General features: G+C 58.7%; 14 protein-coding genes, 1 other RNA gene and 1 riboswitch. Of the genes, 14 read left to right on the top strand and 1 reads right to left on the bottom strand.

Going from position 1 to position 13,146, the window contains the following annotated elements; all coding sequences use genetic code 11:
* Positions 1–121 precede the first annotated feature (121 nt).
* The 4 genes from H9X86_RS10755 (at position 122) to H9X86_RS10740 (ending at position 3,140) form a co-directional block, all read left to right on the top strand.
* Positions 122–409 (top strand): DUF1292 domain-containing protein, encoded by a 288-nt coding sequence (locus H9X86_RS10755; protein ID WP_204901523.1) that lies wholly within the window; start codon positions 122–124, stop codon positions 407–409.
* Between the two features lie 5 nt (positions 410–414).
* Positions 415–615: non-coding RNA, 6S RNA (ssrS, locus tag H9X86_RS10750), on the top strand.
* A 194-nt stretch (positions 616–809) separates the two neighbouring features.
* Positions 810–2,351: a peptidylprolyl isomerase gene (locus H9X86_RS10745; RefSeq protein WP_204901522.1), complete on the top strand. Its 1,542-nt coding sequence runs from the start codon at positions 810–812 to the stop codon at positions 2,349–2,351.
* 63 nt (positions 2,352–2,414) lie between these two features.
* On the top strand, positions 2,415–3,140 hold the full coding sequence (locus H9X86_RS10740; protein ID WP_204901521.1) for a tRNA threonylcarbamoyladenosine dehydratase: 726 nt from the start codon (positions 2,415–2,417) through the stop codon (positions 3,138–3,140).
* Here H9X86_RS10740 and H9X86_RS10735 read toward each other — a convergent pair.
* Positions 3,103–3,666 carry a phosphatase PAP2 family protein gene (locus tag H9X86_RS10735; RefSeq protein WP_204901520.1) on the bottom strand — a complete coding sequence of 188 codons (564 nt, stop codon included), beginning with the start codon at positions 3,664–3,666 and terminating at the stop codon, positions 3,103–3,105. The two genes, H9X86_RS10740 and H9X86_RS10735, sit on opposite strands and share 38 nt — an antisense overlap.
* A 133-nt stretch (positions 3,667–3,799) precedes the next feature.
* On the opposite strand from H9X86_RS10735, the gene H9X86_RS10730 reads away from it, so the two are divergent.
* The 10 genes from H9X86_RS10730 to H9X86_RS10685 form a co-directional block, all read left to right on the top strand.
* Positions 3,800–4,879 (top strand): glycosyltransferase family protein, encoded by a 1,080-nt coding sequence (locus H9X86_RS10730; RefSeq protein ID WP_204901519.1) that lies wholly within the window; start codon positions 3,800–3,802, stop codon positions 4,877–4,879.
* 269 nt (positions 4,880–5,148) lie between these two features.
* Positions 5,149–5,649 (top strand): 5-(carboxyamino)imidazole ribonucleotide mutase, encoded by a 501-nt coding sequence (purE, locus tag H9X86_RS10725; RefSeq protein WP_204901518.1) that lies wholly within the window; start codon positions 5,149–5,151, stop codon positions 5,647–5,649.
* A gap of 37 nt (positions 5,650–5,686) precedes the next feature.
* Positions 5,687–6,397 (top strand): phosphoribosylaminoimidazolesuccinocarboxamide synthase, encoded by a 711-nt coding sequence (gene purC, locus H9X86_RS10720; RefSeq protein ID WP_204901517.1) that lies wholly within the window; start codon positions 5,687–5,689, stop codon positions 6,395–6,397.
* Positions 6,398–6,418: 21 nt separating this feature from the next.
* A complete protein-coding gene (locus H9X86_RS10715; RefSeq protein ID WP_204901516.1) occupies positions 6,419–7,843 on the top strand; it encodes an amidophosphoribosyltransferase in 1,425 nt (474 codons plus the stop codon).
* A 5-nt stretch (positions 7,844–7,848) separates the two neighbouring features.
* Positions 7,849–8,898 (top strand): phosphoribosylformylglycinamidine cyclo-ligase, encoded by a 1,050-nt coding sequence (gene purM / locus H9X86_RS10710; RefSeq protein WP_204901515.1) that lies wholly within the window; start codon positions 7,849–7,851, stop codon positions 8,896–8,898.
* A 3-nt stretch (positions 8,899–8,901) separates the two neighbouring features.
* The gene (gene purN / locus H9X86_RS10705) at positions 8,902–9,540 is read left to right on the top strand and encodes a phosphoribosylglycinamide formyltransferase (RefSeq protein WP_204901514.1); all 639 of its coding nucleotides are present in this window, start codon (positions 8,902–8,904) and stop codon (positions 9,538–9,540) included.
* Positions 9,541–9,567: 27 nt separating this feature from the next.
* Positions 9,568–9,646: riboswitch (ZMP/ZTP riboswitch) on the top strand.
* Positions 9,647–9,703: 57 nt separating this feature from the next.
* The gene (locus H9X86_RS10700) at positions 9,704–10,417 is read left to right on the top strand and encodes an IMP cyclohydrolase (RefSeq protein ID WP_204901513.1); all 714 of its coding nucleotides are present in this window, start codon (positions 9,704–9,706) and stop codon (positions 10,415–10,417) included.
* A 3-nt stretch (positions 10,418–10,420) separates the two neighbouring features.
* Positions 10,421–11,593 carry a phosphoribosylaminoimidazolecarboxamide formyltransferase gene (locus H9X86_RS10695; protein WP_204901512.1) on the top strand — a complete coding sequence of 391 codons (1,173 nt, stop codon included), beginning with the start codon at positions 10,421–10,423 and terminating at the stop codon, positions 11,591–11,593.
* A 15-nt stretch (positions 11,594–11,608) separates the two neighbouring features.
* Complete coding sequence (gene purD, locus H9X86_RS10690) at positions 11,609–12,865, top strand: phosphoribosylamine--glycine ligase (RefSeq protein ID WP_204901511.1); 1,257 nt, start codon at positions 11,609–11,611, stop codon at positions 12,863–12,865.
* A gap of 13 nt (positions 12,866–12,878) precedes the next feature.
* A partial coding sequence (locus tag H9X86_RS10685; RefSeq protein ID WP_204901510.1) for a helix-turn-helix domain-containing protein occupies positions 12,879–13,146 on the top strand: 268 nt, incomplete at its 3' end.

Below are 13,146 nucleotides of genomic sequence, written 5' to 3'. Positions count from 1 at the left end.
GTCCCCCACCCATCTTCGAGTTTCTTTTCTCATTTCTCCCCCTTGCATTTTGCCTGCTTTCCAGTTACAATATGTTTAGCGAAAGAAAATCGCCCCAATAAGCCAAGGAGGACTTCAAGGCATGAGCGAAGAATACGGACCTGATTTTGTCACCGTCACCGACGAAGACGGCAATGAATTTGAACTGGAGCATCTGGGCACACTGGAGCATAAGGGTAACACCTACATGGCCTTTGTCCCTGCAGATATGGACGAGGACGACGAAAACTTCGGTCTCATCCTCCTGCGTGTGATGGAAGATAACGGTGAGCAGATCCTGGCTGACATCGACGACCAGGACGAACTGGATGAAGTACACGAGCAGTTCACCCTCCAGCTGTTCTCCGAGGACGAAGAGGACGCTGAATAAGTCCTTGATCCCTGCCTTGTCTCGTGACCGCTCTTTTAAAACCCACATCTCTTTAACGGGACGTCCCCCTCATCTGGCGGAACGCAGGCCTCCCGGGCCTCTTCGGAGTGTCCTGGATGTTGGAAGCGTGGAACCCAGATGGAGACGACCCACCTGCATTTGCGTGCAGGTTTTTAATTGAGCGGCACGGCTATGGCGGGGTCTTTTGATTGGACCGCGATGCAGAGTTTTCTGCATCGTTTTTTTGTTGTTGTGAGTTTTGTATCTGCCATTTTTTGATTTTTTCTTGAAAGCCGTGTTTCATCGTGCTATAATATGCCCGTTCGGCGCATCCTTAAAAACAGGTGCGCCGATGTCCCCATGTGTGGGGACATCATTGATACTTGAGAGGATTGATACCATGAGCGCATCCAGAGAGAAGAAGCAGCGCCAAGGCGTTGCCCCTTCTGACAAGAACGCCAAAGCCCGTTCCGAACAGGCTGCCTACAAACGCAAGGCCCGTACCTACACCGCCATCGGCGTTGTGGTCGTGATCTTGGTTGCCGCCCTGCTCACCTGGAACTCCGGCTTTTTCCAGCGCCGTGCCACCGCTGCCACCATTGGTGACTACAACCTGACGGTGTCCGAGCTGAGCTACTACTACAACGGCATCCGCTCCGTCTATGCCGGGTATAGCATCATTGACAGCAGTAAGTCTGACGATGAGCAGATGTACAACGAGGACGAAGGCACCACCTATCGAGACTACTTCCTGGAATCCGCTCTGACCCAGGCCCAGACCACCCGGGCCCGCTACGATGCCGCACTGGAAGCTGGCTACACCTTGGATGATATCCAGGAAGATCTGGACGCTGAAATCAAAGCCACCAAGGACGCTGCATCTTCCGGTCTGTACAGCTATTCCGCCTACCTGACCAATATGTATGGACGTTATATGACTGTGGGCACCTACGAGGATCTGGTGGCTCAGAACCTGCTGGCAACCAAGTACTACAACGACACCCTGGAGAAAACTTCCGACGGGTTCACTGCCCAGGATCTGGAGACCTACTATCAGGAACACAAGGACGACGTAGACACCTTTGAGTATTCCTACCTCTACTTCAAGGCTGATGACGTGGAGGAGACTGACGAAGAGGGCAATACCCTGACCAACGATGAGATCTCCAAGCTCAAGGAAGAGGCCATGGCCGCTGCCAAGGCCAAGGCTGAGGAAGCTCTGGCCGCCTATGAGAGCGGCACCACTGTGGCCAAGCTCATCAACCAGTATTCTCCCAGCGATTCCAAGGCCAACAATGCCGTGGTGGGTTCCAGCACCATCTCCAGCATCTACAAGGACAAGCTGATGGAGCTGGACAAGGATGCCGCCGCTGTGGTGGAAAATGAAGATGCCGGTTACTACCTGGTGGTCAACCACGGCCGCTATCAGGACACTTCTACTCCCGCCACCATCCGTGATATTATCATCCAGGCTGAAACCACCACCGACGAAGAGGGCAACGTGGTGGAGCCCACCCAGGAGGCTTGGGATGCTGCCAAGGCCAAGGCCGATGAAGTGATGGCCAAGTGGGAAGACAGCGACAAGACTGCCGAGGCCTTCGGCAAGCTGGCTGAAGAGTACTCTGCTGGCTCCACCGCCGCCAACGGCGGCCAGATCACCGGCGTGACCGCCGACTCTCTGGGCGACGACCGGGATGCTTGGCTGTTTGAGGAAGAGCGCACCGCCGGGGATGTGACCTGCGTCAAGCACGAGGGTGACACCAGCTCCACCTCCTCCTACTGGGGCTACAACATCTCCTACTTCCAGGAGTGGGAGGAAGAGTCCTGGAAGCAGACCGTCCGCTCTGCCCTGACCAGCGATGCCATGACCGAGTGGTCTGACAATCTTCTGGAATCCTACACCATCAACCAAGCTGACGGCGTGAAGTACTTCGGTTATTGAGCGCTTGTTTCCTTCCCCGGCGTACTTGATACGCCGGGGAAATTTTTTATCAGGAGGTTCCCTATGGAAGACCAATTCATTCGCACCCGGATGCTTCTGGGAGACGAAGCCCTGGAAAAACTGCAAGCCAGCCATGTAGCTATCTTCGGCCTAGGTGGTGTGGGCAGCTGGTGCGCCGAGGCTCTTTGCCGCTCCGGTGTGGGCGAACTGACCCTCATCGATCTGGATGAGCTGTCGGTGAGCAACATCAACCGGCAATCCTTTGCCGTCCACTCCACCGTAGGTATGAAAAAAGCGGAGGCTGCCGCCCTCCGCCTGAAAGACATCTCCCCCACCTGCCAGCTGCACCCCATGGCCGCTCGCTATGAGGCCCAGACCCGGGACGAATTTTTCACCCGCCCCTATGACTGCATTGTGGATGCCATCGACCTGGTCTCCTGCAAGCTGGATCTCATCGAGACCGCCCATGCCCGAGGCATCCCCATGATCTCCGCCATGGGCACCGGAAATAAGCTGGATGCCCAGCAGCTGCGCATTGCAGACCTGTCCAAAACCCAGGGATGTCCCCTGGCTCGCATCGTGCGAAAAGAATTGAAAGCCCGGGGGATCATCCACCATCCTGTGGTGTTCTCCCCCGAGCTTCCTCACCGTGCCCACGACGGAAGCGAGACACCTCCGCCTGGCCGCCGTTCCATTCCCGCCAGCTCCATGTGGGTACCTGCCAGTGCAGGTCTGCTGCTGGCTCAGTGGGTCATTTCCCTGCTTGCCGACGTGCCCACGCATCCCTAACCCATGGCACAATCCGGCTGGCCAGCACACCGCACACCGTGCCAATGATTGCTCCCGCCGCCACGTCTGTGGGAAAATGCACCCCCACATACAGCCGGGACATCCCCATCAGGGCCGCAGCAATAAGCGCTGCGGCCTTGGCCCATTTCTGGGGCAGCGTCAGGAACAATGCCACGCCAAAGGCAAAGGCCGCTGTGGTGTGCCCCGACGGAAAGGAGTTGGGGTCTGAACTGGTAACCAGGGGGACAAATCCGTCCATTGCCACCCACGGCCTGGGCCTGGTCACCATGGGCTTGATGGTCAGGTTGGTCACCACCATCCCCAGCGCCATGGCGGTCAGGGCGGTGGCTCCACTTCGTCTGGTCTTGGCAAACACCAGTAAAAGCAAGGCCACACCAATAAAGCCCAGCCCTGCGTTCCCCAGGCTGGTATAGTCCACCACCAAAGGGTTCAGCCAGTCCGCCCGGATATGCTGGGCGATCCAGCACAGGAGGGATTCATCCAAACTTTGTATCGCTTCCAACATGGTGCGTACTCCTTCCCTTGACCAAGGGGCCAAGTGTATTGTATAATCCTTTGTAGGGCAAAATATGATTTATTCTACTGTATTTCGCCTGCATATGCAAGAAAATTTTCTCGTGATCTCTGAGGTGAGTGACATGAAGCAACTGCTCTGCCTGTCCCATACTCCATGGCAGGCTCGCCCCAACCGCACCCAACAGCTGCTGGCTCGGCTGAACGATGTGCAGATCCTCTATATTGAGCCCCCCGTCTCCCATGGGATGGCCCGACCCAAGCAGGGGCGGAAAATGCGCCCCCATATCACCGTCTACACCCTCCCTGCCCCTGTACTGGCACGCTGGGACCATCCCACCATACAAAAGCGCAACGATATCCGTGCCGCGGATTTCATTCATCGTGTCCTGGCTCACCACCATTTTATGGAGCCAGTTCTGTGGTGCACCAGCCCTCAGCAAGCCATCTATCTGGATCACATGGCATACAGCGGTTTGATCTATGACTGCTATCGGGAGTGGCCGGACGAATATGTGGATCAGGAAAGCGATTTGACCTGCCATGCTGACGTGGTGTTTGCCGCCTCATCCGGCCTGGTGCAGCGCCTGTCGCCCTGTAACGACAGTGTGGTTCTCCTCCCCAACGGCGTCAATGACCGTATGTTTACCCGCTCTGGCCTCACCGTTCCCATGCAGCTATCCCAGCTTTCCTCCCCGATACTTGGCCGTGTGGGGGACATCAACAGCCGTGTGGAGCTTGAGCCCATGCTGCGTGCTGCCCGAACCCATCCGGAGTGGACGTTCCTGCTCATGGGCCGGGTGACCTCCGGTATTAAAGTGCACCTCAAGGCCTACCCCAACATCGTCCTCACCGGGCCTGTCAACCCCGTGGAGCTGCCTGACTATCTGTACGCCTGTGACGTACTCTTTGACCTGTTCCGCACAGATCTCAAAGGGAGTGATGTGATCCCCTCCCGGATCTATGAATACCTGGCCTCCGGAAAACCCATCGTAACCATGATCGAACCGGATCAGGTGGAGCCATTCCCCGACGTCATCTACACCGCTTACGACGCCTCCGCTTTCATTCGCCGTTGCCGCAGTGCATTGGAAGAGGAGTCCTCCATGGCCGCCCCTCGCAGACAGGGGTATGCCAGCCAGGCCTCTTGGGCCGGCAGGGCACAGACTGTCATGGAGATTCTGGAACACACTGGGTTATTCTGACCAGGGGGATTGGAAGTTGTTCCCCATCAGATTGTATAAGCTAACAAAAATATTTTTATACCTTGATTTGAGCAGGGGTTTGTGTATAGAATAAAAGTACTTTTTGTAGAGAGGTGTTGCCCTGTGAAGGCCGAGCATTTTTCTGTTGTATTCGGTATGATTCAGGGCATCTCTGCGTCCAAATTCCGCCAATAAATCAACAGGCCAGCTACACTCATGTGGTTGGCCTGTTTGCTTTTTGGCCACGGTTTTGTAAAGGAGAATGGAACATGAGTAAAAAAGTCGCAGTTATCATGGGCTCTGACTCAGATTGGCCCGTGGTGAAGGGTGCCTGCCAGCAGCTTGCCCAGTACGGCATCCCCTATGAGGCTCACATCATGAGTGCCCACCGCACACCGGCCCAGGCCGCTGAATTTGCCCGCTCCGCCCGCAAAAATGGCTTTGGCGTGCTCATCTGCGCCGCCGGTATGGCCGCTCATCTGGCCGGGGCTTTCGCCGGAAATTCCACCCTCCCCGTCATTGGCATCCCCCTCAAGGGCGGCGCCGTTGACGGACTGGATGCCCTGCTGGCCACCGTTCAGATGCCCAGCGGCATTCCCGTTGCCACCGTGGCCCTCAATGGCGCCAAAAACGCCGCCGTGCTGGCTGCTCAGATCCTGGCCGTGGCTGACGACGAGCTGGCCGCCCGCCTGGACGCTGACCGTGAGATCATGGCCGCCCAAATCGCCGCCAAAGAGGACAAGCTCCAGCAAGAGCTCACCCAACTGTAAACCCACCCACTTGGACATAGAGAAAGGACGATACATCATGAACAAACTGGAACAGCTGTATGAGGGAAAAGCCAAGAAGGTATTTGCCACCGAGAACCCTGACGTGGTCATCGTCTCCTATAAGGACGACGCCACCGCCTTTGACGGCACCAAGAAGGGCACCATCGTAGGAAAAGGCGTCATCAACAACCAGATGAGCAACTTCCTCATGGCTCAGCTGGAAAAAGTGGGCGTCCCCACCCACCTGGTGGAGGAGCTCAATGAGCGTGAGACCGCTGTGAAGAAGGTCTCCATCGTCCCCCTGGAGGTCATCATCCGTAACATCTCCGCTGGCTCTTTTGCCAAGCGTTACGGCGTGGAAGAGGGCATCGTCTTTGAGCAGCCCACCATCGAGTTTTCCTACAAGAACGACGACCTCCACGACCCCCTCATCAATGACTACCACGCTGTGGCTCTGAAGCTGGCCACCTGGGATGAGATTGAGCAGATCAAGAACTACGCTTTTGCCGTCAACGAGTTCCTGAAGAAGACCTTGGCCGAGTGCGGTGTGACCCTGGTGGACTTCAAGCTGGAGTTCGGCAAGACCTCTGACGGCACCATCGTCCTGGCTGACGAGATCAGCCCCGACACCTGCCGTTTCTGGGACTCCAAGACCGGCGAGAAGCTGGACAAGGATCGTTTCCGCCGTGACCTGGGCAACGTGGAGGGCGCTTATCAGGAGATGAGCCGCCGTCTCATGGGCAAGTAATTTACTAGTAGGAGGAACAGCATGGGAGGCTTTTTCGGCGCCGTCTCCAAACGAGACGTAACTCTTGACATCTTTTTCGGCGTGGACTATCACTCTCACCTGGGTACCCGTCGGGGTGGCATGCTCATCCATGACGCCAACGACGGTTTCCAGCGCCAGATCCACTCCATTGAAAACACCCCCTTCCGTACCAAGTTCGAGAAGGATTTGCATGACTTTCACGGTTGCAGTGGCATCGGCTGTATCAGCGACACCGATCCCCAGCCCCTGCTGGTGCGCTCTCACCTGGGCCTGTACGCCATCACCACCGTGGGCGTCATCACCAACACCGACCAGCTGGTGGCAGAGCACTTCTCCACCCCCGGCCACCAGTTCATGGCTATGAGCTCCGGCAAGGTCAACGCCACCGAGCTCACCGCCGCGCTCATCAACCAGAAGACCAACCTCATTGACGGCATTCGCAACGCTCAGGAGCTGATCGAAGGCTCCATGACCCTGCTCATCCTCACCGAGCGCGGTGAGATCATCGCCGCCCGGGATCGTCTGGGCCGACTGCCTGTGCTCATTGGCAAGGGCCCTGAAGGCCACTGTGTATCCTTCGAGTCCTTCGCCTATCACAAGCTGGGCTACGAGGATGCCTATGAGCTTGGTCCCCGAGAGATCGTTCGAGTCACCGCCGACGGCTACGAGACCATTGTCCCCGCCGGTGACGAGATGAAAATCTGTGCCTTCCTGTGGACCTACTACGGCTACCCCAACTCCAATTACGAGGGGGTCAACGTGGAGGTCATGCGCTACCGCAACGGCGAAATCATGGCCCGGGACGAGAAAGCCCGAGGCATCATGCCCGATGTGGACTTTGTGGCCGGTGTGCCCGACTCCGGCGTGCCCCACGCCATCGGTTATGCCAACAAAAGCGGTAAGCAGTTCGCCCGTCCTTTCGTAAAATACACGCCCACCTGGCCCCGCTCCTTCATGCCCGCCAATCAGGAAGTGCGCAACCAGGTGGCCAAGATGAAACAGATTCCCGTCCCCGAGCTCATCCAGGACAAGAAGCTGCTCTTCGTGGACGACTCCATTGTCCGCGGTACCCAGCTGCGGGAGACGGTAGACTTTCTCTACGAGTCTGGCGCTAAGGAAGTACATATGCGCTCGGCCTGCCCCCCCATCATGTACAGCTGCAAGTACCTGAACTTCTCCCGAGGCAACTCCGACATGGATCTGTTGGCCCGCCGCACCATCCAGGAACTGGAGGGCGACGAGGGCCAGAAGCATCTGGAGGAGTATGCCGACGCCAACACGGAGCGTGGCCAGTGCATGCTCAAGGCCATCTGCGAGAAGATGGGCTTTGACTCCCTGGGCTATCAGTCTCTGGACGGCCTGCTGGAGTCCATCGGCCTGGATCGGGACAAGGTGTGCACCTACTGCTGGAACGGAAAGGAGTAATTTTCATGAATCATTCTGACTCTCACTCTGCTTCCTACGCCGCCGCCGGCGTGGATGTCACCGCCGGCTATGAGGCGGTACGCCGCATCAAGCCCATGGTGGAATCCACCTACATCCCTGGGGTCATGGGTACCCTGGGCGGCTTTGGCGGCATGTTTGCCCCCGATATGTCCGGCATGAAGAAGCCTGTGCTGGTCTCCGGCACTGACGGCGTGGGCACCAAGCTGAAGTTGGCTTTCCTCATGAACAAGCACGACACTGTGGGTATCGACTGCGTGGCCATGTGCGTCAACGACATCATCTGCGGCGGCGCCATGCCCCTGTTCTTCCTGGACTACATCGCCTGCGGTAAGAACGACCCCGCCCGCATTGCCGACATCGTCACCGGCATCACCGAGGGCTGCCGTCAGGCTGGCTGCGCCCTGGTGGGCGGCGAGACCGCCGAGATGCCCGGCTTCTATCCCGTGGACGAGTACGATTTGGCCGGCTTCTCCGTGGGAATGGTAGACGAGGAGAAGATCATTGACGGAAAGGCCCTGACCGAGGGCGACGTGCTCATCGGTCTGGCCTCCTCCGGCGTCCACTCCAACGGCTTCTCCTTGGTGCGCAAGGTCTTTGACGTGGAGCACGCCGACCTCACCACCCCCATGGACGAGCTGAACGGCAAGAGCCTGGGTGAGGCCCTGTTGGAGCCCACCCGCATTTATGTGAAGGCCGTGAAGGCAGTGCTGGGTGCTGGCGTGGATGTCCACGCCGTCAGCCACATCACCGGCGGCGGCTTCTACGAAAATGTGCCCCGCATGATGGTGGAGGGCCTCACCGCCCAGATCAAACTGGACTCCTTCCCCACCCTGCCCATCTTCTCCCTCATCCAGAAGGCGGGCAACATTCCCCAGCGGGATATGTACAACACCTTCAACATGGGTATCGGCATGATCCTGGCCGTCCCTGCTGACCAGGCCCAGACTGCTTTGGCCGCTCTGGCAGAGGCTGGCGAGACTGCCTATCAGATCGGCAGCGTGGTCTCTGGCCAGGCTGGCGTGGAGCTGGTGTAACCCATGGATAAGCGCATTGCCGTTTTGGTGTCCGGCGGTGGCACCAACCTGCAAGCCCTCATTGATGCCCAGGCCCGGGGCGAGATCGTCGGCGGCTCCATTGCCGCCGTCATCTCCTCCAAGCCTGGAGCCTATGCCCTGGAGCGGGCGGAGAAAGCGGGAATCCCCCACTTTGTCGTCCCTCGCAAGGACTACCCTTCCAACCAGGCCATGACACAAGCCCTGGTGGCCAAGCTCCGAGAGTTGGACATTGACCTGGTGGTTCTGGCAGGCTTCATGATTATCCTCACCTCCGAGATGGTAGAAGCCTACCCCAACGCCATTTTGAACGTCCACCCCGCCCTGATCCCCTCCTTCTGCGGAGAGGGCTGCTATGGCCTCCACGTCCACGAGAAGGCCTTGGAATACGGGGTGAAGGTGTCCGGCGCCACCGTTCATTTTGTCTCTGAGGAGTGTGACGGCGGCCCCATCGTGCTGCAAAAAGCCGTGGCCGTGGAGGAGGGGGACACCCCTGAGACCTTGCAGCGTCGCATCATGGAGCAGGCCGAGTGGAAAATCCTTCCCCAGGCTGTCTCTCTGTTCTGCCAAGATCGGCTCCAGGTGGAGGGCCGAGTGGTTCACATTCTGCCCCCGCAAGCTTGACAAAAGCGCTCAGGGCATGATATAGTTAACAGGCTATATGACTGACGGAAGTGGGTTGACCACAGGGAGTATAGCCGTAGAAATGCCGACCGTCTGGGCGCACCTATTTTGTGGATAGGTGCGCCCTTTTTGTTTGACCAACACCATTGAGGAGGTACCTACCATGACAACTTTGGATCTGTGCCAGGAGCTGTCCCGAAACCCCTACCCAGGCCGGGGCATTGTGCTGGGACGCACTGCCGACAACAAGCACGCCGTGATTGCCTACTTCATCATGGGCCGCAGCGAGAACAGCCGCAATCGCATCTTCGAGGAGACCGAGGACGGCATCCGCACCCGGGCCTATGACGAGAGCAAGATGACCGATCCCTCCCTCATCATCTACCATCCCGTGCGCATGGTGGGCGAGGATACCATCGTCACCAACGGCGATCAGACCGACACCATTCAGCAGGGTCTGCTCTCCGGTAAGACTTTTGCTGAGTCTCTGCGCTCCCGTTGCTTCGAGCCCGATCCCCCCAACTACACCCCTCGCATTTCCGGTCTGCTGCTCAAGGACGGCAGCTATAAGCTGTCCATCCTGAAGTCCGCCTACGGCAACCCCGACTGCAACCTCCGCTACTTCTACGAGTACGACGCTCCCCTGCCCGGTACCGGACACTTCATCCACACCTATCAGGAGAATCTGGATCCCCTGCCCTCCTTCGAGGGTGAGCCCCGCCTGGTGGCCATCACCGCCCCCGATGCGGAGACCCTGGCTGGAGATCTGTGGCTGTCCCTCAACGACGAGAACAAGGTCTCCCTCTTTGTGCGCTACATCGACCTGGAGACCGGCGACAGCGAGACTTCTATCATCAACAAACACTGGGAGGTTTAATCCATGCGTGAACTGGAACTGAAATACGGCTGTAACCCCAACCAAAAGCCCGCCCGCATCTACATGGACCAGGGTGAGCTGCCCATCACCGTTCTCAACGGCAAGCCCGGCTACATCAACTTCATGGATGCCCTCAACTCTTGGCAGCTGGTGAAGGCCCTGAAGAAGGCCACCGGCCTGCCCGCCGCCGCCTCCTTCAAGCACGTCTCTCCCGCCGGTGCCGCTCTGGGCACCCCCCTCACCGAGGTGGAGAAGCAGATCTACTTCGCCGATGGCTTCGATACCTCTCCCATCGCCTGTGCCTATATCAAGGCCCGGGGTGCCGATCGTCTGTGCTCCTACGGCGACTGGGCTGCCCTGTCCGACGTGTGCGATGAGGCCACCGCCCGCTTCCTGGCCATGGAGGTGTCCGACGGCATCATTGCCCCCGGCTACACCGACGAGGCCCTGGCCATTCTCAAAACCAAGAAGAAGGGCAACTACAACGTGGTGCAGATTGACCCCAACTACGAGCCCGCCCCCATTGAAACCCGCCATATCTACGGCATCACCTTCCAGCAGGGCTACAATAACTTCGAGATCAACGAGAGTCTGCTGGACAACATTGTCACCGAGAACAAGGAGCTGCCCGAGGCTGCCCGCCACGACCTGCTCCTCTCCCTGCTGACTCTGAAGTACACCCAGTCCAACTCCGTGTGCTACGTCAAGAACGGCCAGACCATCGGCGTGGGTGCCGGACAGCAGAGCCGCATCCACTGCACCCGTCTGGCCGGCTCCAAGGCAGACAACTGGATGCTGCGCCAGCACCCCAAGGTTTTGAGCCTCCAGTTTGTGGACAACATTCGCCGTCCCAACCGTGACAACGCCATCGACGTGTACATCTCCGACGAGTACGAGGACGTGCTGGCCGAGGGCGTGTGGCAGGAGACCTTCAAGGTCAAACCCGAGCCCCTCACCGCCGAGGAGAAAAAAGCCTGGATTGCCCAACTCAACGGCGTGTCTGTGGGTTCTGACGCTTTCTTCCCCTTCGGTGACAATGTGGAGCGTGCCCGCAAGTCCGGCGTTCAGTATATCGCCCAGCCCGGCGGCTCCATCCGAGATGACAACGTGATCGACACCTGCAACAAGTACGGCATCGTCATGGCCTTCACTGGCATGCGACTGTTCCACCACTAAGAGGAGGGTGCTTCCATGAAAGTTCTGGTAGTCGGCAGCGGCGGTCGAGAGCACGCCATCTGCTGGAAGCTGGCCCAGTCCCCCAAGGTCACTGAGCTGTTCTGCGCCCCCGGCAACGCCGGCATTGCCCAGCTGGCCACCTGTGTGGATGTGAAGGCCACCGACGTGCCCGGGATGGTCTCTTGGGCCAAGGAAAACCACATGGATTTTGTCATGGTGGCCCCGGACGACCCCCTGGCCATGGGTATGGTGGATGCCCTGGAAGAGGCGGGCATCCCCGCCTTCGGCCCCCGGGCCAATGCCGCCATCATCGAGGCCAGCAAGGCCTTTTCCAAGGAATTGATGGCCAAGCACCACATTCCTACCGCTGCCTATGCCACCTTCACCCAGCTGGACAAAGCTCTGGCCTATATTGATGAGCAGGGTGCCCCCATTGTAGTCAAGGCCGACGGCCTGGCCCTGGGCAAAGGCGTGGTGGTGGCCTCCACCGTGGAGGAGGCCAAGCAGGCCGCCACGGAAATGATGGCGGATAAGAAGTTTGGCGAGTCCGGCTCCACCGTTGTCATTGAGGAGTGCATGGTGGGCCCCGAAGTCACTGTTCTGGCCTTCGCCGACGGCAAGCACGTGGTGCCCATGCCCGCCAGCCAGGACCACAAGCGTACCTTTGACGGCAATCAAGGCCCCAACACCGGCGGTATGGGCGCTATCTCTCCCCCGCCCCAGTACACCCCGGAAATTGCCAAGCAGTGCATGGAAGAGATCTTCCAGCCCACCATTGACGCCCTCCAGGCCGAGGGCCGCCCCTTCCACGGCGTCATTTACTTCGGTCTGATGCTCACACCCAAGGGCCCCCGTGTGGTGGAGTACAACGCCCGCTTCGGCGACCCGGAGTGCCAGGTGGTGCTCTCCCTGCTGGACACCGACTTGATGGACATTCTCCAGGCCTGCGTAGACGGCACCCTGGATCAACTGGACATCCGTTGGAAGAATGAGGCTGGGTGCGTGCTGGTGCTGGCCTCCGGCGGCTACCCCCTGGACTACAAGAAGGGCTATCCCATCTCTGGCCTGGAACAGGCTGGCGAGACCTCCGTGGTGTTCCACGCTGGCACCGCTATGAAAGACGGCCAGTATGTCACCAACGGTGGCCGGGTGCTGGGCGTGACCACCACCGCTCCCACTCTGGAGGAGGCCATTGCCCGTGCCTATCAGGCAGGCAAGCATATCTCCTTCACCGATATGCACTTCCGCACCGACATTGGACACGCATTTTAAGGAGTAGACCTATATGGTAACCTTAGCCCAACGCATCACCGAATTACGTACGCAAAAGGGCATGAGCCGTCCTGAGCTGTCTCTAGCCCTGGGCCTGCCCAAAACCGCCGTGGAGAAGTTCGAGACAGGGCGTCAGACCCCCACTCAGGAGCAGCAGAAGAAGATGGCCGCCTATTTTGGCGTGTCTGTGTTCTATCTCCGGGGGGAGAGCAATGACCCCATCACCCAGGACAGCTGGATGAATGGAGCCATTCCGGACGACGACCCCGCCCCCTATCTCC

This window comes from Pseudoflavonifractor capillosus (genome assembly GCF_016902575.1).
In the GTDB taxonomy this organism is placed as follows: Bacteria; Bacillota; Clostridia; order Oscillospirales; family Oscillospiraceae; genus Enterenecus; species Enterenecus capillosus_A.
Note: the sequence above shows the minus strand (reverse complement) of the source record. Positions and strands in the feature narration are given on the sequence as shown.